The following is a 17,858-nucleotide window of genomic DNA, read 5'->3' on the forward strand; positions in this document are numbered from 1 at the left end:
TCACGACCCCGCGTCGGCCCCGGACGTCGCCGCGTCGGACTCCACCGTCACCGCGCGCGCGTCCCGTAGCGCCGTGTGCACCGACCAGACGACCGACACCAGCGGGACGGCCACCACGGCGCCCACGATGCCGGCGGCGATCGAGCCCGCGATGACCGAGATCGCGACCACCAGCGGGTGGAGCCGTACCGCCCAGCTCATGACCAGGGGGTGCAGGAGGTGTCCCTCGATCTGGCCGATCACCACGATCAGACCGATCACGATCGCGGCCACCAGCGGGCCCTTCGAGGCCAGCGCCACGACGGCGGCGACCGCCAGGGCGATCGGCGAGCCGATCAGCGGCACGAACGCGGCGACGAACTCCAGGAGGGCGAGTGGCACCGCGAGCGGGACGCCGAGGAGCCACAGGGCGATCCCGACGAGCACCGCGTTCACCGCCGCCACGAGGACGATCCCGTGGGTGTAGCCGGTGAACGTACGCCAGGCGGCGCGTCCGCCGACCGCCACCCGCTCGCGGACCGACCCCGGCAGCTGCTTCTGGAACCAGGCCCACTGACGGTCGCCGGAGTGGATGAAGAACACGGCGGAGAACACCGCGAGGGCCAGCGTCGTCAGCACGGCCACCACATGATGGGCACCGCTCAGCGCCTCACTGACCACGGCCGAACGATGGCTGGAGACGAAATCCCCGATCTTGGCCTGGAGGTCGCCCAACGCCCCCGGGTTCAGCCGGAACGGCGGCCGTTCCAGCCAGTCCTCGATCCGGCCGACCCCCTCCCGGAACTCGCGTACGAGGGTCGTCCGCTCCCCCGCCACCGCCTCGCCGACGAGCGCGAGCACGCCGAGGACGAGCGCGATGCTGCCGAGGAGGGTGAGGGCCACGGCGAACGGCCGGGGCAGCCCCCGGGCGACCACATCGGCGAGGGGACGGAGCAGCGCGGTGATCACCAGTCCCAGGAAGAGGGCCACGCCGATCTCGTGGAACCGTCCGAGCACCGCGAACAGGCTGTAGACGAGCGCGCCGACGACGAGCAGCCGCCACGCGTACGCGGCGGCCGAACGGAGGAAGGGGCTGACCGTGACCGTCGGTGAGGTGCCTGGCTGCATCCCACCGACCTACCACCCACGACGACTTCCTGTCGTGAGGATCACAGGCCCGGTGCCGGGAACTCCCCGATCGGCGGTGCGGCCACCGGCAGAATGGGCACTCACTCGGCGTCCTCGGTCCGAGGTGGACGGCATGTCCACGGCGGACGGCGTCGGCGCACACCCCCGAGTCGGACAAGAACCGGAGCGAGAAGGTCCTCACCCATGTCGTACGGACGATCGACGCCAGGAACCCGTAGGTGAACCACCCCCGCGTACCCGTACGGCTGCTCGCCCAGGAGCCCCTCGCGTCCCTGCCCGGCATCACCGAGGCGCTGGGGAACATGGACGGCCTGCTCCTGCGCGCGGGCGGGCACTGGCTCGTCACCCGGCACGAAGGCACGATCACCGTCGGCAGGGTCGACGCCGATCCGTCCCGGGTGCGCACCGATCGATCCACGTGGCCGGACCCGGCGCCGGACGACGCCTCCGGCACGTACTGCTCACCGCTCCCCGAAGGCGCGCTGGCCGTCAGCGGCCGTGAGTCCGTCACCGTGTACGAGGCCGACGGGACCGTCCGCTGGGAGCACCGCCACGAGGGCTGGCGGCATTCGCCCGAGGCCTCCGGCGCCTGCGCGCCCGACCCGGCCGGCCGGGTCCTTCTGGCGGCCATGGCCGGGCCGCACGGACCCGGTGGGTCCTACGCGGGTGACATCTGCCGCGCCCTCGACCTGGCCACCGGTGAGGTGCTCGCCGAGCACGTTCTGTCGTCCTTCTCGGCGATGTACGCCTTCGAACACTTCCCGGACGCACGCCCCGAGGTTCTGCTCACCGCTTCCATGGGCCAGGACGGCACCCACTGTCTCCTGGTCACCCGCACCGTCGCCGGGCTCGACGTCCGAGCGGCGGGCACCTCCGTGGAACCCCACGTCGGCCTCGGTGCGGGCGGAGTGCTGATCGGCCAGGACGTCGGCGGAGGCTATCTCTGCCGTACGCAGGACGGCGCCGACGACGTCCTCGTCGAGTCCGGCGAGATCCTCCCCGAGGGATGGGGATTCGTCGGCTACACCCCGGGGTTCGTCGACGACGGGCGGCTCCTGGTCGTGGCGGCGGAGGAACCATGGGCCGAGGAGGGCGTCCACCTCCTCCTCGACGCCCGTACGCTCATGCCCCTCGCCGCACTCGACTACGGGCGGCGGCCGGGAGTCACCGTCGTGCCGCTCGGCGACGGCACATGGCTCACCTGCGACGCCGAGGGTGTGCGCCGCTGGACGACCGCCTGACCTGACGTCAGGGCGAGGCGATCGTGATCCCCGTCGTGCAGGCCACCGCGGCGACGGCCGCCCGGGGCCGGTCCGTCCACTCCACGAGGCGGAGGTCGCCCGGGCCGGCCTCATCGGTCCGGCCGGTCCGGCCCGCCTTCAGCCGGGCTTCCGCACGGACCCACAGGCGGAGCAGCGCCGGACCGGAATCCGGTGGGGTCGTGGCCTCCGCGAGGTCCGCCTCGGGGAGGAGACGGCGGAGTACGTGTACGGGGCCGGGGCGACGCGTCGAGGGTTCCACGTCGATGCCGATCGCGCCCGGTCCCACGGCTGCCGCGACCAGACCGTCGGCGTGACTGAGGCTCACGCCGACCCCGGGGCGGCCGTGCAGGTACGGGCGCCCATGGCCGTGCCCGCCGCACCCTGGGCACAGCTGGGCGAGGGCAGGTGTGTCCAGCGGCAGACCGGTGACCCGGGCGACGCACAGTCGCACGAGGAGGCGCGCCGCCACGACGTCGTCGCGGCGGCCGGGCAGTCGTATCCCCGCGAGCCGTTTCCGTTCCCAGGAGGCCAGCAGGCCCTCGTCCAGCTCCGGGTGGGCCTGCACCTCCGGGGTCGTCGCCACCATGGCCAGCGCCGTGGCCCGGTCCGGCTCCGAACCGCCCGTCATCGGGGGGCGCTCAGCCGGCGGCGGCGCTCAGGAAGCGCTCCCGGACGCGGCCGAGGGTGCGGAAGTCGTCGATGGTGACTTCCTGGAGGTCGATGGTGTTCCCGGAGAGCTCCTCCAGGAGGTCGATGAACTCCAGGAAGTCCATCGAGTCGATGAGACGCGCCTCGATGAGGTCCTCGTCGTGGGCGATCGGGCCGTCGAGGCCGGGGTTCTTCTCGTGCAGCCACTCGGCGATGCGTTCCATGGGGAGGGGTCGCTCCTTGCTCACCGCTGTCGCGGGGATTCGGGGTAAGGGACGTGAGATGTGAAGGTGGGAGGTGTCCGGCGCGCGCCGCCTCGTCTCAGACGCGGACGTCGGGCATGCCGCGGACGTCGCGGGTGTCGCGGGTGTCGCGCACGTCACGGAGCCGCTCCAGGGCCCGCTCGGGCGTGCCGTGGGCGAGGATCATCGCGTGGATCCAGCGCTCGATCCCGAAGGCGACGCAGGCGCTGTACGCCGGACCCTCCGCGCCCGCGCGGATGTCCAGCCGTTCACCGAAGAAGTTGCGGTGCCGGTTCACGGAGGCGATGGCCGTGCCGTCGGGGGCGCAGAACTCGTGCTTGACCGGGTCGAGTGCCATCAGCCTGGCTCGCGAGCCGCCCTTGTCGTAGAAGGGGTCGTCGGCCACGGCCCTGTTCAGCTCGAGACCGAGGAGCGTGGCCGCTTCGAGGATGAACTCGGCTCCGCTCTCCAGGTGTTCGACCGCGCCCTGCTTGGTGCCGAGGTACAGGACCTCGCGCATGTGGAAGCCCCACAGGCGGCGCAGGCCGTCGTAGTGGGTCTCGTTGCGGAAGCAGCGGCCCGTGGCGGAGAGGCGGAGGCCTTCCTCGCCGACGTCCCGGCCCTCCAGGGAGAGCAGCAGTCCGTAACAGGTCGCGGACGGCAGCAGATGGCCGGTCGGCCGCAGGGGCAGCTCCCCCGGCGTCTCACCGGTCGCGAGTCCGTCGAGCGCGTCCGGGGCGAAGCGCCCCGCGGAGACGCCGAGATGGGGGAAGTTACGGAAGAAGTCGAGGCGCGTCAGGCCCTCCACGGACAGCAGCGGCGGGCCGACGACCTCCGGCGCCGAGAGCCGTGCGGCGAGGCCGGTGAGCAGCTCGTCGAGTCCGTGCAGGAGCGCGGTCCGGACCGGGTCCAGCGTGATCAGGCCCGCGCCCGGGCTCTTCAGGCCGCCGTCCGGCAGGGCCGTGGCGCTGGGTGTGCTCATGGAAACCGCTCCCTCTGGGCGTGGGCGAACCGAGATACGGGTGAACGCCCCTGGATGTGGTCGCCGTCGACCGCGAAGCGCAGCAGCGATGAAGCCGGCCGACATCCCTGCGGGACCGGACCGCGCAGGGGGACACTAGGCCAGCCTCGCACAGGTTGTCTAGACCAAAGTCGATGGGCCGTCACATGCAACTCCGCATATTGATACGTCACTTGACAACGGGTATGGTCTAAACCAATCGTTCGGAACGGCGTGGCCTTCGCACCCCACGCCCGGCGCCGCCGTGTGTCCGTTCCGTCCCCCGACGTCCGCCCTTCCGTCCGTCCATGCCACTCGCCCCCGGCTCCGCGCCGAGGGTTTCTCCGTGCTGTCCACCGGCCGGGGAACGCGTGCCCCGACTCCCGCCCTGGAGGGACCAGATGACGACGCCCGCACCCCATCGCCCCCGCCGCCGCCCCCGCCTCCACCGGGCGGCCTCGGACCTGCCCTACTTCAGCGCCGACGGCGAGTCCTACCTCGCCCAGACCACGCTGCGGGAGCTGAAGAAGTCACGGCCGCTGCGGGTCCTGTCCGAGGAGGACTTCGCGCACTGGCAGACGTACGGCTACGTCATCGTCCGCGAGGCGGTCCCGGCGGAGGCGGCGAAGCGCCTGCTCGACTTCACCTGGGACTTCCAGGGCCTCGACCCGGACAGGCCGGAGAGCTGGTACGAGGACCGGCCCTTCCGTTCCGAACTGGACCAGCAGCTGCACGTCTACGGCTTCGTGGAGGCGTACCACCACCAGCTCCTCTGGGACAACCGCCAGGCCCAACGCGTCTACGACGCCTTCGTGGACGTCTGGGACTGCGAGGAGCTGTGGGTCACCCAGGACCGGCTCAACCTCAACCCGCCCAACGTCGGGAACCGCGACCGCGCCCTCATCGAGCCCACGGACCGCGGCTTCGACATCGAGCTGCACTGGGACATCGACACCACCCTCGGGGTCCCTCCGCAGCGGGTGCAGGGGATCATCGCCCTCAACGACACCCGGCCGGAGTCGGGCGGCTTCCAGTGCGACCCGGAACTGTTCCGCCGGTTCGAGGAGTGGAAGGTCGCCCAGCCGGCCGACCGCGACCCGCTGCGCCCCGCCGTGGACCGCGCGGAGTACCCCGTCGTACGCCCCGACCTGCACCCCGGCGACCTGCTGATCTGGAACGGCCTGCTCGCCCACGGCGTGGCGCGCAACGTGTCCGAGGACCAGGTACGGGCGGTCCAGTACCTCTCGATGATGCCGGCGCTCGAAGAGCACGAGCGGCTGAAGCGGTCCCGCGTCGACTCCTGGCGGCACCTGCGGACCCCGCGCTGGAACCGGACCCTGGTCGGGGACCCCGTACTCCACGAGTCCGAGCGGTACCCCACGGCCACCCTGAACGAGCTCGGCAGCCGTCTGCTGGGACTCACCTCGTGGAAGGACGCGGGGGAAGCCCCGACGGCCGACGGCCAGGGCGGGGAGCCGGCGTGCGCCGTGTCTGTCTGACCCTGCCCACCGACCGGCCCTGTGCCGCGACCATCCGGGCCGTGGCCGAGGAGGCCGCGTACGGCGCCCGTTCGTTCGGCGTCGAGGTACGGCTCCTCGTCCTGGACTCCTCCGACGCGGCGACCGTCGCCGAGCACCGCGAGGTGGTCGCCTCGCTGCCCACGGCCCCCGGAGTGGACGTGCACCACGTCGACGAGGACGAGCAGCGGACCTTCCTGCGGGCGGTGATCGCCCGGTCCGGCGTCTCCGCACCGGACCGCGTGCTCGGCCTGATGCTGCCGGACCGTGTCTCCTACGGCGCCTGCACCAACCGAGCCTTCCTCCTCGCGGAGGGCCTGGGGTGCACGTCGGTCCACCGCCGCGACTCGGACAGCCGCTACCAGTACCTGGACGGCGAACCGGTCTTCCCGATCCACCACGAGCTCACGGCACTGGGGCTGCGGGCCGCCGACGTGACCGGCCTGGTCTCCCGGAGCAGGCTCGACCCCGCCTGCGCCGACCGGCCGGTGGCCCTGGTCGGCGGCTCCTTCGTCGGCGAGATGTCCGTGGACGTCGAGGAGATCCGCCGTCTCGACCCGGAAATCTACGAGGACGTCGTCGGCCTCTCGATCCCCTCCGGCTATCCGGAGATCTGGCGCAGGAACCTGATCGCGGAGTCCTTCCGGGGCGCCGGAACGGCCGCGTACACCGGCGACCGGACGACGCTCATGAGCGTCAGCCCGACGCGCGTGGACATGTGCAACATCGCCATCGACCGCGAGGTGTACGGCCGGGTGCCGCTGCCGCCTGCCACCGACACCATCGGCAGCGACTACTTCCTCATCCATCTGGTCCAGGACGCCCGCCTGCCGGGCGTCCTGCACAACCGACACATCGTCAACTTCCATACGAGTGAACGCCGTTCCGATGAGGGCTTCCTCGCCTACCAGTTGCGGTTCGCCAAGTTCCTGCTCTCCGCACCGCACTTCGACGCGGTGTACACCGCGATGAAGGAGGCCGGTGACGCCCTGCTCGACGCCGAGGGCCACGTCAGGCCCTCCGCCGTCGCCGGGTTCGTCAGGGACAGCACTCGTGTGGACCGGTCGGAGAACGCCGACCGGCTCGATGTCCTCGACCGCTCCTACCGCGCCCTGGGCGGCCGTTATGCCACGGCCGCCGACGCGCTCGCCCCGCTCCGGGAAGAGCTCCTCGACCAGGCCCGGCAGGACATGGAGGAGTTCGCCCTGCTGACCGACGCGTGGGAGGCCCTGACCCGCGCGAGCCGGGCGGTCCACCCGACGAGCACGCACACCCGCACGGTCGCGTACGCCGGGGGCGAGGAGCGCCGGGGCCCCGTCACCATGGGGCAGGCCAACATGATCCGCTGCATGCTGCGGGACGAGCCCGAGCACATCAACATCCACGATGTGTGGCCCGTCCCCGAGGGGACCCGGACGGAGTCCGCGATCGAGGCCCTCCGGGCGCTCGCGGTACGGCACGAGGCGCTGCGTACGACGTTCCCGCACGCCGCCGACAGCGCGCCGCGAGAGCAAGTGGTGGCTTCCGAGGGCGCGTTCACGGTCGCCGTCCTCGATCACGAGGAGCTGCCCGACGACCCCGCCGGCTACGCCGAGTCGCTGGCCCGTCTGGCCCGCGCCGAACGCTTCCGGCTGGACCGGGACTTCCCCCTCCGGATCTCTCTCCTCGCCCGGTCCGGCGCACCCGTCTTCGTGGCCATGGCGGCGAGCCACGCCGTGACCGACGTCAGCGCCCTCGCGGTCCTCAAGGAGGAGTGGCTGAGCCTGCTCGCCGGCGAGACCCTCCCGCCGCCGGCCTCCCTCACTCCACTGGGCCTCGCCGCCGAGGAGGCGGCGCCGGCCGGGCTCCGCAAGTCCGAGGCCTCACTGCGGTACTGGGAACGGATCATCCGCACCGGACCCCAGGCCATGTTCGCGGAGCCGGGCGCCGAGGGGACCGAGGTACGGACTCCGCGGCTCACCCTCCGCTCCCGGCGGGCCGCGCGGGCCCTGGCGCTCGTGGCCGAGCGCACCGGAGGCATGCCGTCCACGGTGCTGCTGACCGCGTGGTGCGCACTCGTCGCCCACCGTACGGACCAGCCCGCATGCGTGGCCGCCGTCCCCACCTCCAACCGCTACCACCCCCGGCTCGCCCGCTCGGTGAACACCCTGTCCCAGGACGCGCTGCTCTCCCTCGACGTCCGGGTGCCGACCTTCGACGCGCTGCTCAGGAAGGCCTGGGGGGCGGCGCTCAACGCGTACCGGCACAGTCAGTTCGACGCGGTGGCCCTCTGGGAGATGATCGGGAGGGCGACGCACGAGCGGGGCAGCCGGTTCGCGCGCGATGTCGTCTTCAACGACGTCAGCACGCTGCCCGCGACGGCCATGAAGGAAGACACGGCCAATGGCCCTGATCCGGAGCTGAGTTGGGGCCCGGACCAGGTGCTGCCGACCCGCGTCCTGACGTTCGTCCACGCCACCGAACCGCTGCTCCACCTGAGCACCTGGCTGGATCCCGCGCTGTTCAAGCGGGACGAGGCGGAGGCCTTCGTCACCGGTCTCGTACGACTCCTGGAGGCGGCCGCCACCGGGGACGTACCGCTCACGTCACTGACCGAGGTCACGGGTGTCCGTCCGGTCGAGCGCGGACCGCGGTGGTGCCGGGTCGACGGATCGTGGACGTCGCCTCCGCTCGTGGCGCAGGCGCTGAGCGAGGCCCTGGAGGGCCTGCCCGTGCACGTGACCGCGGACGCCACGGCCCCGGACGGGAGCGGGCCGGACGCCGCGGCCCCGGACGGCGGCGAGCCGGACTCCACGGCCCCGGACGGCACGACGGCACAGGACGGGGCCCTGACGGCGTACATCGCCACCGGCGGGACCCCGCTGACACCGGCACAGGCCCACACCGCACTGATGGACGCGCTCCCCGGCCGCCCCGGAGTACTGGCCCCGCGCCGGTACGTGATCGTCCACCACCCGCCGGCGGAGGCGGACCGGACCAGTGCCTGGCTCCGGCAGCAGATTCTCACGGAAGGGACCGGCCGGGACCGGGATGTGACATGACGATGGACGAGGCAACCGCAGAGCGGCAGCAGGGCACTCCCCCCAGCCCATGGCGATCGAGTCGCTTCCGGCTGTTCTTCACCGCGCGCAGCACCTCGCTGCTCGCCGACGGCATGCTGATGGTGTCGCTCACGACCGCCGTACTCGGCGCGGGGTACGGGGCGGCGGGTGTGGGCTACTCGCTCGCCGCGTGGATGGCGCCGATCGTGCTGCTCGTCCTGTTCGGCGGCGTGCTCGCCGACCGGTTCACCCCGCAGGTGATGATGGTCGGCGCGGACGTGGTACGCATGGTGGCCATGCTGGCGCTCGCGGTGCTGCTCATCGGCTCGGACGTACGGCTGTGGCACATCATGGTGCTCCTCGCGCTCAGCGGCGCCGCGACCGCGATGTTCCAGCCGGGTCTGGCGAGTCTGGTCCCCCAGGTCGCCGAGGACATCCAGCGGGCCAACGCGCTGCTGCGGATCTCCGAGGCGATCTGCACCCTGCTCGGGCCGGGTGTGGCGGGCCTTCTCGTGGCCTACTGGAACGTGGCGGGCTCCTTCGTGGTCATCGCGGCGGCGTACGCGCTGAGCGCGCTCGGCCTCGCGCCGCTGCGCAGGCTCGGCACCGCCAAGGACGAGAGCGACGACCCGATGTGGCACCGACTGGCCACGGGCTGGCACGAGTTCAGGTCACGCTCCTGGCTGTGGGGGGTCATCGCCGTGTGGGCGGTGTACGGCCTGTTCGTCTTCGGTCCGGCCCTGCCGCTCGGCGCCGCGCTGCTCACCGAACAGCACGGTGCCGGCGGGTACGGCTGGATCGCCTCGGCCGACGGCGCCGGCACGATCGTCGGCGGGCTGCTCGGCATGCGGGTCCGCCCCCGCCGCCCCCTGGTCGCGGGGGCCTGCGCGATGTTCTTCTTCGCTCTCAACCCCCTGGCACCGGCCTTGGGTTGGTCCTTCACGGTGACGGCGCTCACCGGGGTCGTGGCGGGCTGCGGGTTCGCGTTCTGGGGTGTCATGTGGGCGACGAGCGTGCAGTCCCACATCCCGCTCGCCGTCCTGAGCCGCGTCTCGGCCTACGACGTGGCCGGCTCCATCATGGTCATCCCCCTGGGCCGAGCCCTGGCCGGCCCGGCGGCGGAGGCGTACGGCGCGGACAGGGTGCTGCTCTTCTCGTCGGTCATGGGTATCGCCCTCATCGGGGTCATGCTCTCCGTACCCGCGATCCGAGCACTGGGACGGTCACCGAAGGAGGTGTGACTCCTGGTGACCTTCCCCCTACGGACCGGGGCCTAGCTGCCGGGCCGGTCGTCGCATGCGGGGGCCGTTCCCGGGAACATGCCAGGGAGGGAGTCCTCGGGCTCCACGGGTTCCGCACGCAGCTGTGAGGCGATTCCAGTCATGACCGCCAAGAAGATCATCACGGTGTTCGGCGCGACCGGTCAGCAGGGCGGGGGCCTCGCTCGGGCCGTTCTGGCGGACCGCGACGGAGCCTTCACGGTCCGTGCCGTCACGAGGCACCCCGACGGGGAGCCCGCCGCGGAGCTGAAGCGGCTGGGCGCCGAGATCGTACGGGGCGACATGGACGATCCGTCGAGCCTCGGCCCCGCGTTCGAGCACGCGTACGGCGCCTTTCTGGTCACGAACTTCTGGGAGCACACGTCCGCGGAGCGGGAGAAGGCCCAGGCCGAAGCCATGGCCCAGGCCGCCTCGCACGCGGGGGTGCAGCACGCGATCTGGTCGACGCTCGAGGACACCCGTGAGTGCGTGCCGCGCGAGGACGAGCGGATGCCGACGCTGCAGGAGCGCTACAAGGTGCCGCACTTCGACGGCAAGGCGGAGGCGGACCACTACTTCCTCGACGAGGGCGTGCCGACGACGTTCCTCCGCACCACCTTCTTCTGGGAGAACCTGTTCGAATTCTTCCCCGCGCAGCGCGACACGGACGGCGCCCTCCGGCTGGCGTACCCGATGGGCGAAGCCAGGCTCTCCGGGATGGCCGTGGACGACGTCGGAAGGACGGCACTGGCCGTCTTCGCACGCGGTACGGATCTCATCGCGGCGACGGTCAGCATCGCCGGCGAGCACCTCAAGGTCGCCGACATGGCCGCGGCCCTGACGGGAGCGCTCGGCGAACCGGTGCGCTACCGCCCCCTCGCTCCGGACGAATGGCGTGCGCAGGGATTCCCGGGCGCGGACGAGTCGGGGAACATGTTCCAGTACTACACGGACTGCGAGCAGCACTTCATCGAAGCCCGGGACATCGACGCCGTCCGGGGCCTCAACCCCGCCCTCCAGGACTTCGGCACGTGGCTCGCGGCGCACCAGGACCGTCTGCGCACCGCCTGGGCGTGACCGCCGGACCGCTCGATGCTCGACGGGAGTTCGTCATGCACGATCCCAATCCCAAGCTCACCCATCAGGAACGGAAGATCCTCGAGGGCATCGAGGAAGGCCTTCGGGGCGATGCGTCCCTCACCCGCAGACTGCGTTCGCTCGGAAACACCGGCGCGGGTACGGGAAGCGCGGGAGGCACCTGGGGCGCGGTCCTGCGGCATCGCCTCGGCTGGTTCACCACGGTCCTCGGAATCGCCTGCGTGGCCCTGTTCCTCCTCGCGGTCGCGTCCACGTCGTCCGGCCCGCTGTGGCTCTTCGCCGCGGTGTGGGTGGTCACCGCGGTGTGCCTGATGCGGCTGCTGCTGCGGGCGGTGGCCCGGCGGAGGAGCGCGGCGGCGCGGCGCACGGCGGACTGACGGTCCGTACGCACGGCGCACCGGTGGCTGACCGAGCCGCGCGCGCCGGGGCCTGTCGCATGAATCCCGGCATCAGGGGCAGCCGCCCGTGGAAGGGAAGCGGACCCGGCGTGGGATTCGACGGAAGGAACCCGATCATGCGCAAGAGCACCGTGCAGAAGGGCAAGGGGGCCATGAAGGAGGTCGCCGGGAAGGCGACCGGCGACTCGCGCCTGGAGGCGGAGGGCGAGGCCGACCGGATGGCGGCCAAGGCCCGAGCGGCGATCGAGAGGGTGCACGAGAGCGCGCGGAAGGCGCGCGACGACATGAAGCGACACGAGTCCTGAGCGAGGCGAGTCCTGAGCGACGCCGGTCCTGAGCGAGGCGAGTCCTGAGCGACGCGCTCCATAGGCGGCCCGGGGTCGGACGAAGATCGACCTGTGGTAGCTTGCCCGGGCCAGTCGCACCTCTGTACGTATCGACACGGTATGTGCACGGGTCAGGGAATCCGGTGGGAATCCGGAGCTGACGCGCAGCGGTGAGGGTGACGGGCGGAGCATCGGCCACTGGGCCCCATGAGGGCCTGGGAAGGCGTTCCGTCCGGACGACCCCGAGTCCGAAGACCTGCTGGCGGCCCGGGGGGCGGGCATCGCCGCCCGGGGAGCACCGTACGACAGGCTCCGCGCATGAGCCGTGACGCAGAGGACTCCTTCCGTGCCCTTCGCACACCCTGTCCGTTCCGCCGCGCCCCTCGCACGCCCCGTCCGTTCCGCCGTGCTGCTCATGGCCGGCGCCGTTCTCCTGACCGGCTGCGGTTCCGGTTCCGGCTCCGGTTCTGGTTCCGGCTCCGGTTCTGGTTCCGGCTCCGGCGGTGCGACGCCCTCGTCCGGGGCGCAGGCCACGGACTCCGGCCGCACCGTCCTCCCGGACAACTGCGGGCAGCGGGTCGAGGTCGACCGCGCGCCCCGCCGGGCCGTCGCCCTCGATCAGGGCTCGGCCGAGATCCTGCTCTCGCTCGGCCTGGCCGACCGCATGGTCGGCACCGCCACCTGGACGGACCCGGTCCTCAAGGGCCTGGAGAAGGCGAACGCCGCCGTCCCCCGGCTCGCCGACCGCTACCCGTCGTTCGAGAAGGTCCTCGACACCGAGCCCGACTTCGTCAGCGCCTCCTTCCTCTACACCGTGGGCAAGGGCGGTGTGGCGCCCCGCGAGCAGTTCACGAAGCTCGGCGTGCCCACGTACGTCTCCCCCGCCGACTGCGTCGGCAAGGACAACAGCGGCGACGGCGACGGCGTGCGGACCGAGCCGCTGACCATGGACACCGTGTACGGCGAGGTCCGCGACCTGGCCAGGATCTTCGGCGTGCCGGAGCGCGGCGAGAAGCTCGTCGGGGAGCTCCGCGCCCGGGTGGAGAAGGCCAGGGCCGGTGCGGACTACGGCGACGCGTCCGTCCTGTACTGGTTCTCCGACTCCCAGGGGCCGTACATGGCCGGATGCTGCGGGGCGCCGGGGATCGTCAGCGGGACGCTCGGCGTGAAGAACGTCTTCGACGACACGAAGGAGGAGTGGCCGCAGATCAACTGGGAGACGGTCGTCGACCGCGATCCCGACGTGCTGGTGATCGCCGATCTGACCCGCAAGGCCCAGTCGGCCGAGAGCGCCGCGAAGAAGATCGAGTTCCTGGAATCGCACCCGGTCACCCGGAACATGACGGCGGTACGGAAGAAGCGGTACGTGGTCCTCAGCGGCCAGGCCATGAACCCCACCATCCGTACCGTCGAGGGCATCGAGAAGGTCGCCGCCGCGCTGCGGACGTACGGGCTCGCGAAGTGACGGGGTCCACGCCGGGCGCTGTGGCCGGGACGGGCCGGAAGCGCCCCGGGCCGGCCGTCTCCCTTCCCTCCCGGGCGCTCCCGCCGATCGCCGGGGCGGCCGGGATCGTCCTCCTGTGCGCCTCCGTCGCCCTCGCCCTCACCATCGGACCGGCCGACATCCGCGTCGCCGACGCCTGGTCGGTCGTCGTCTCCCACCTGGGCGGGAACCCGTCCGGACTGAGCGCGATCCGCGACGGCATCGTCTGGGACCTGCGGCTGCCCCGCACTCTCCTCGCGGCCGTGTGCGGCGCCGGACTCGCCGTCTGCGGCGCGGTGATGCAGTCCCTGCTGCGCAATCCGCTCGCCGACCCGTTCGTCCTCGGCGTCTCCTCCGGCGCCTCGACCGGGGCGGTCGCGGTCGTCGTCCTCGGTGCGGGCGGCGGCCTGTTGTCCGTCGCCGGAGGCGCCTTCCTCGGCGCGCTCTGCTCCTTCGCCCTGGTCCTGCTGCTGAGCCACACCCTGGGCGGGTCGACGGACCGTGTCGTCCTCGCGGGGGTCGCGGCGATGCAGCTCTTCTCCGCGCTCACCTCGTTCGTGGTGATGACCGCCGCCGACGCGGAGACCACCCGGGGCATCCTCTTCTGGCTGCTCGGCTCGCTCAGCGGGGCGGGCTGGACCGACGTCGGGGTGTGCGCGGCCGTCCTGGCCGGCGCACTGCTGGTCTGCGGCGGGCACGCCCGCACCCTGGACGCCTTCGCCTTCGGCGAGGACGCGGCGGCGACGCTCGGCGTCTCCGTGGCGCGGACCCGCCTCGTCCTCCTCTCGGTCACCGCCCTGCTCACCGCCGTCCTGGTGTCCTCGGCGGGTGCGATCGGTTTCGTCGGCCTGGTCCTGCCGCACGCGGTCCGCGCGCTCACCGGCCCGGGTCACGCCCGGCTGCTGCCGCTGACGGCGCTGGCCGGGGCGGTCTTCCTCGTCTGGGCCGACACCCTCGCCCGTACCGTGCTCGACCCGCAGGAGGTACCGGTCGGCGTGGTGACGTCGCTCATCGGCGTCCCCGCGTTCGTCCTCGTCCTGTACCGCACCAGGAGCCCCCGATGACCGACGCTCCACCCCTCGCCGGCGCCGGTACGGGGCTCGGCGCCGAACGTGTCTCCCGTACGGCCGGGGGTGCGCTCGTCCTGGACGGCGTGACCCTGGCACCGCGACCGGGCACGCTCACCGGGCTGCTGGGCCCGAACGGTTCGGGAAAGTCGACCCTGCTGCGCCTGCTTGCGGGCGTCCTCGTGCCGGACACCGGTGTGGTGACCCTGGACGGCGCCCCGCTGGGCTCCGTGCCGCGCCGTGCGCTCGCCCGGCGCGTCGCCGTCGTCGAGCAGCACGCCGACACCCAGGTCGACCTCACCGTGGCCGACGCCGTACGCCTCGGCCGCATCCCGCACCGGAGGGCCTGGTCGCCCGCGACGACCGCCGACGAGGAAGCCGTACGGTCCGCGCTCGCCCGCACCGGACTGACCGAACGGGCCCACCGCACCTGGCGCACCCTCTCCGGCGGCGAACGCCAGCGTGTCCAGATCGCCCGCGCCCTCGCTCAGGAACCGCGCGAACTGCTCCTCGACGAGCCGACGAACCACCTCGACATCCAGCACCAGCTCGACCTCATGACCCTGGTCTCGGGCCTGCGCCTCACCTGCGTCATGGCCCTGCACGACCTCAATCTCGCCGCGATGCACTGCGACCATCTCGTGGTCCTGCGCGAGGGCCGCGTGGTGGCCACGGGCCCGGTGCGGGAGGTCCTCACCGAACAACTCGTCGCGGACGTCTACGGCGTCCGCGCCTCCATCACCCACCCCGACCGGGAAGGCCGCCCCCACATCCGCTACCTCGGCCCGACCGAGGGCCGGTGGTCCGGGGTGTAGGTCCAGGGGCGGAGGCGCTCCAGGGCCTTGCCGATGCGGAAGACGGCCGGGTCGTCGTAGGCGTGGCCGAGGACCTGGATTCCCGTGGGCAGCCCCCAACTGGAGTGTCCGCTGGGGACATTGAGGACTGGGCAGCGGTTGTTGATGTCGAAGGGGGCGGTCATGGCCGCCCACAGCGGCTCGCCGTGGTGCTCGCCGTTCACGACCAGGCGCCCCAGCAGGCCGTCGAGGTAGGTGACGCGCTCACGGGCGACGGACGGTGCTCGGTTCACAGCAGTCTCGACGCTGCGCCTCGCCCCGGCCTGCTCGGCGAGGCCGCGTCGGTGAGGCCGGGATATCGAGGTGCCGCGGGAATCGTGATCGCCTCTTTCCACACGTTCAGCTGCGCCTCGTCGACGGGTTTCATCTCGCCCTGAAACAGCTGCGCGTGACCGTCCTTCACGGCGTCGGCCCACGCGTTGGCGTTCAGGCGGCGAGGCCGAGGTCGAGGACCTGGGCGGCGCGGCCGATCGAGCCACAGACATCCGTCGAACAGGAGCGCGTCGCGGACCACACCGTCCAGCTCCGCCGCGCAACACATCATGATCATTCACGGAATCACGGTCAGAACCGTGAAATCGGCCAATGCTGCTCTTCGCTCCCCGCTTGATTGCTGGAGGCAACGATGGCCGGGGGCGCCCGTGCTGTGTCGAATCCTCTGGCTGCCCGCGCGCCCGCCGACCCGTACCCCGTAGGCATGCAGACGGTCTATCTGACGGACCCGGCCCGTACCGGCCCGTGGGCGGGCGTGCGCGCGCACTCGCTGGTCATCGGACGAGGGTCCCCACCGTCGTCCTGGTGTCCCAATTGGTTCACGAAGCCGTCCCGATTGGTAACCGACGATGCCTACGGCCTCTCGCGGCGGATAACGTTCCGGCCGCGGGATTCGCATGTCTGTACGGCGTGGCGTCGGCCCGCGACGCACCTTTTTCGATAGACGACTCCACGGGGGTAAAGCGGCATGACCATGCGACGCGACGATGTGCCGGTTGGCAGATTCTCCCGGCGGCGCGCATTGCGGCTGGCCGGCGGCGGGGGCGCGCTGGCCATGTTGACAGCGGGCGCGGCCGGCTGCCGCAATGACGACGCCGGCACCGGCGGCGCCGACCGTTCGGGCAGCACCGGTGAGGCCGGCAGTTCCGGTCCCGGCGAGCCGGCCGGCGGCGACTCGCCGGTCGAAGGAGGCGGCAAGGACGTGCCCGAGCCGCTGTGGACGAGAACGACATCTGCCCAGACCTACGGTGACAACGACGAACTGGTGGTCGCGAGCGGTGTGGTGATCGCCAGCGGTAAACCGCTGGCGGCCCTGGACGCCGCGTCAGGCAGGGAGCGGTGGTCCCTGGAGGGTGGCGCGGTCCCCGGAGCATCGATGCTGCTCGGCAACGGCACGCTGTACCTGGCCAGCGCCCGGTACGACGGCACCGTCTCCGGCTATGACCCGGCCTCGGGTAAGGAGACGTGGCGCAGCCACCTGGGCAAAGGCTACCGGCAGCCGAGGCCGATCGCGGTGGACAACCAGCAGGTGTATGTCATCGCCGAGATCCTGGAGGCCGACGGCTCGTCCAAGACCAACGTGATCGCGGCCCTGAACAGTGATACGGGCAAGCTGGCGTGGCAGGAACGGCGCGATTTCGGCACCGAGGGGAACGGCATCCACGCCCACGCCGGGGGCCGCTACCTCGTTTACACCGACTTCAAGAAGAACCTCACGGTCCGTGACACGGCCACCGGGAATCAGGTGTGGACGCACAAGACCACCAAGACCAACTACGGCTTCTTCGCCGTGTACGAGAGCCTGGTGATCGTTCCGCAGGGGCCGAAGCTCCAGGCCTTCAGTCTGGCGGACGGATCGGTGAAGTGGTCGGTGCAGACGGCCGAGAGCTACGTCGCTTTCAAGGAACCGGCCGTCTTGGACGACGTGCTCTACATTGCCGACAGTGGCCGCTCCCTGCGGGCTCTCGATCCCCGTACCGGTAAGGAGGTATGGAAGTCGGAAGCGCTCGCCGAGGCGAATCTCATGGTGCCACGGCAGTATGTGAAGGCGGGCGATGTCCTGTACGCGGCCACGGACCTGGACGAGCAGGGCGGTGTGATCGCCATCGACGCGAAGACCGGTGCCGTGCGCTGGACGTTCAACGATGGATCCGGTGACTACCACGCCTGGTTGGTGGCAACGGACGGGAAGCGGGTGTTCGCCCTGCACGGCAAGAAGCTTCACGCGTTGCCCATCTGACGCCTGTATGCGAAGGGCATCTGGGGTGTCCGTCATCCGTGGATGTCCGCTTCGGTCCAGAGGGTCTTGCCATGGGTCGGTGCAGTGTGCCGCCATGCGTTGCCCCGTTACGTTCTTCGTGGCGCCGCGATGGAGCCTCCGGCCTTGGGACGGGCTTGTCCATGGCAACTGATCCACGCATCACGTCCGCCGGCCGCAGTAGCCGGATACGAAGACACTGCTCGGGCTGCGCGGGCTGGGCGGTCAGCCCGCGCCCGCGGCGGTTTCGACCCGGTTCTGTCGGACAGTGCTTCGAGTATGCA

17 protein-coding genes and 1 riboswitch are annotated in these 17,858 nt (G+C 71.6%); of the genes, 11 read left to right on the forward strand and 6 right to left on the reverse strand.

The window, feature by feature from the left end:
• Nucleotides 1–1,107, reverse strand: coding sequence for an AI-2E family transporter (locus tag N5875_RS02830; protein WP_318211901.1), 1,107 nt, complete (start codon nucleotides 1,105–1,107; stop codon nucleotides 1–3).
• 239 nt (nucleotides 1,108–1,346) lie between these two features.
• On the opposite strand from N5875_RS02830, the gene N5875_RS02835 reads away from it, so the two are divergent.
• Nucleotides 1,347–2,369, forward strand: coding sequence for a hypothetical protein (locus tag N5875_RS02835; protein WP_338491632.1), 1,023 nt, complete (start codon nucleotides 1,347–1,349; stop codon nucleotides 2,367–2,369).
• A gap of 7 nt (nucleotides 2,370–2,376) precedes the next feature.
• On the opposite strand, the gene N5875_RS02840 is transcribed toward N5875_RS02835, so the two are convergent.
• The 3 genes from N5875_RS02840 to N5875_RS02850 all read right to left on the reverse strand — a co-directional run bounded on the left by N5875_RS02840 (nucleotide 2,377) and on the right by N5875_RS02850 (nucleotide 4,262).
• A complete protein-coding gene (locus N5875_RS02840) occupies nucleotides 2,377–3,018 on the reverse strand; it encodes a 4'-phosphopantetheinyl transferase superfamily protein (protein ID WP_338491634.1) in 642 nt (213 codons plus the stop codon).
• A gap of 10 nt (nucleotides 3,019–3,028) precedes the next feature.
• Nucleotides 3,029–3,262, reverse strand: coding sequence for an acyl carrier protein (locus N5875_RS02845; protein ID WP_187621233.1), 234 nt, complete (start codon nucleotides 3,260–3,262; stop codon nucleotides 3,029–3,031).
• Nucleotides 3,263–3,359: 97 nt separating this feature from the next.
• On the reverse strand, nucleotides 3,360–4,262 hold the full coding sequence (locus tag N5875_RS02850; RefSeq protein WP_338491637.1) for a hypothetical protein: 903 nt from the start codon (nucleotides 4,260–4,262) through the stop codon (nucleotides 3,360–3,362).
• 419 nt (nucleotides 4,263–4,681) lie between these two features.
• On the opposite strand from N5875_RS02850, the gene N5875_RS02855 reads away from it, so the two are divergent.
• From N5875_RS02855 to N5875_RS02895, 9 genes are all read left to right on the forward strand, one after another.
• A complete protein-coding gene (locus N5875_RS02855; protein ID WP_318211905.1) occupies nucleotides 4,682–5,779 on the forward strand; it encodes a phytanoyl-CoA dioxygenase family protein in 1,098 nt (365 codons plus the stop codon).
• Between the two features lie 41 nt (nucleotides 5,780–5,820).
• On the forward strand, nucleotides 5,821–8,838 hold the full coding sequence (locus N5875_RS02860; protein ID WP_338499065.1) for a DUF6271 family protein: 3,018 nt from the start codon (nucleotides 5,821–5,823) through the stop codon (nucleotides 8,836–8,838).
• Complete coding sequence (locus tag N5875_RS02865; protein ID WP_318211906.1) at nucleotides 8,835–10,079, forward strand: MFS transporter; 1,245 nt, start codon at nucleotides 8,835–8,837, stop codon at nucleotides 10,077–10,079. The genes N5875_RS02860 and N5875_RS02865 overlap by 4 nt, the downstream gene beginning before the upstream one ends.
• A gap of 141 nt (nucleotides 10,080–10,220) precedes the next feature.
• The gene (locus N5875_RS02870) at nucleotides 10,221–11,174 is read left to right on the forward strand and encodes an NmrA/HSCARG family protein (protein WP_318211907.1); all 954 of its coding nucleotides are present in this window, start codon (nucleotides 10,221–10,223) and stop codon (nucleotides 11,172–11,174) included.
• A 35-nt stretch (nucleotides 11,175–11,209) separates the two neighbouring features.
• Nucleotides 11,210–11,572: a hypothetical protein gene (locus N5875_RS02875; RefSeq protein ID WP_338491640.1), complete on the forward strand. Its 363-nt coding sequence runs from the start codon at nucleotides 11,210–11,212 to the stop codon at nucleotides 11,570–11,572.
• A gap of 137 nt (nucleotides 11,573–11,709) precedes the next feature.
• Nucleotides 11,710–11,898: a CsbD family protein gene (locus tag N5875_RS02880; protein WP_318211909.1), complete on the forward strand. Its 189-nt coding sequence runs from the start codon at nucleotides 11,710–11,712 to the stop codon at nucleotides 11,896–11,898.
• A 154-nt stretch (nucleotides 11,899–12,052) separates the two neighbouring features.
• A riboswitch (cobalamin riboswitch) is annotated at nucleotides 12,053–12,177 on the forward strand.
• 157 nt (nucleotides 12,178–12,334) lie between these two features.
• Nucleotides 12,335–13,384 carry an ABC transporter substrate-binding protein gene (locus N5875_RS02885; protein ID WP_338499067.1) on the forward strand — a complete coding sequence of 350 codons (1,050 nt, stop codon included), beginning with the start codon at nucleotides 12,335–12,337 and terminating at the stop codon, nucleotides 13,382–13,384.
• An 86-nt stretch (nucleotides 13,385–13,470) separates the two neighbouring features.
• On the forward strand, nucleotides 13,471–14,466 hold the full coding sequence (locus tag N5875_RS02890) for an iron chelate uptake ABC transporter family permease subunit (RefSeq protein ID WP_338499069.1): 996 nt from the start codon (nucleotides 13,471–13,473) through the stop codon (nucleotides 14,464–14,466).
• The gene (locus N5875_RS02895) at nucleotides 14,463–15,284 is read left to right on the forward strand and encodes an ABC transporter ATP-binding protein (protein WP_338491641.1); all 822 of its coding nucleotides are present in this window, start codon (nucleotides 14,463–14,465) and stop codon (nucleotides 15,282–15,284) included. The genes N5875_RS02890 and N5875_RS02895 overlap by 4 nt, the downstream gene beginning before the upstream one ends.
• Here N5875_RS02895 and N5875_RS02900 read toward each other — a convergent pair.
• Both N5875_RS02900 and N5875_RS02905 read right to left on the reverse strand, forming a co-directional pair.
• A complete protein-coding gene (locus tag N5875_RS02900; RefSeq protein WP_338491642.1) occupies nucleotides 15,245–15,556 on the reverse strand; it encodes a hypothetical protein in 312 nt (103 codons plus the stop codon). The genes N5875_RS02895 and N5875_RS02900 overlap by 40 nt on opposite strands.
• Complete coding sequence (locus N5875_RS02905; protein ID WP_338491643.1) at nucleotides 15,553–15,873, reverse strand: hypothetical protein; 321 nt, start codon at nucleotides 15,871–15,873, stop codon at nucleotides 15,553–15,555. The genes N5875_RS02900 and N5875_RS02905 overlap by 4 nt, the downstream gene beginning before the upstream one ends.
• Nucleotides 15,874–16,284: 411 nt before the next feature.
• Here N5875_RS02905 and N5875_RS02910 point away from each other — a divergent pair, with 411 nt between their 5' ends.
• Entirely contained in the window at nucleotides 16,285–17,556 is a 1,272-nt protein-coding gene (locus tag N5875_RS02910; protein WP_338491644.1) for a PQQ-binding-like beta-propeller repeat protein, read from the forward strand.
• Nucleotides 17,557–17,858 lie beyond the last annotated feature (302 nt).

The sequence above is a fragment of the Streptomyces sp. SJL17-4 genome (assembly GCF_036826855.1).
Lineage (GTDB): Bacteria > Actinomycetota > Actinomycetes > Streptomycetales > Streptomycetaceae > Streptomyces.

Excerpts from the sequence above, each read along its gene's own strand:
- N5875_RS02840 (WP_338491634.1), bottom strand. The coding sequence starts at position 3,018 with ATGACGGGCGGTTCGGAGCCGGACCGGGCCACGGCGCTGGCCATGGTG.
- N5875_RS02880 (WP_318211909.1), top strand. The coding sequence starts at position 11,710 with ATGCGCAAGAGCACCGTGCAGAAGGGCAAGGGGGCCATGAAGGAGGTC.
- N5875_RS02895 (WP_338491641.1), top strand. The coding sequence starts at position 14,463 with ATGACCGACGCTCCACCCCTCGCCGGCGCCGGTACGGGGCTCGGCGCC.
- N5875_RS02845 (WP_187621233.1), bottom strand. The coding sequence starts at position 3,262 with ATGGAACGCATCGCCGAGTGGCTGCACGAGAAGAACCCCGGCCTCGAC.
- N5875_RS02865 (WP_318211906.1), top strand. The coding sequence starts at position 8,835 with ATGACGATGGACGAGGCAACCGCAGAGCGGCAGCAGGGCACTCCCCCC.
- N5875_RS02905 (WP_338491643.1), bottom strand. The coding sequence starts at position 15,873 with ATGATCATGATGTGTTGCGCGGCGGAGCTGGACGGTGTGGTCCGCGAC.
- N5875_RS02910 (WP_338491644.1), top strand. The coding sequence starts at position 16,285 with ATGACCATGCGACGCGACGATGTGCCGGTTGGCAGATTCTCCCGGCGG.
- N5875_RS02850 (WP_338491637.1), bottom strand. The coding sequence starts at position 4,262 with ATGAGCACACCCAGCGCCACGGCCCTGCCGGACGGCGGCCTGAAGAGC.
- N5875_RS02855 (WP_318211905.1), top strand. The coding sequence starts at position 4,682 with ATGACGACGCCCGCACCCCATCGCCCCCGCCGCCGCCCCCGCCTCCAC.
- N5875_RS02885 (WP_338499067.1), top strand. The coding sequence starts at position 12,335 with ATGGCCGGCGCCGTTCTCCTGACCGGCTGCGGTTCCGGTTCCGGCTCC.
- N5875_RS02870 (WP_318211907.1), top strand. The coding sequence starts at position 10,221 with ATGACCGCCAAGAAGATCATCACGGTGTTCGGCGCGACCGGTCAGCAG.
- N5875_RS02875 (WP_338491640.1), top strand. The coding sequence starts at position 11,210 with ATGCACGATCCCAATCCCAAGCTCACCCATCAGGAACGGAAGATCCTC.
- N5875_RS02830 (WP_318211901.1), bottom strand. The coding sequence starts at position 1,107 with ATGCAGCCAGGCACCTCACCGACGGTCACGGTCAGCCCCTTCCTCCGT.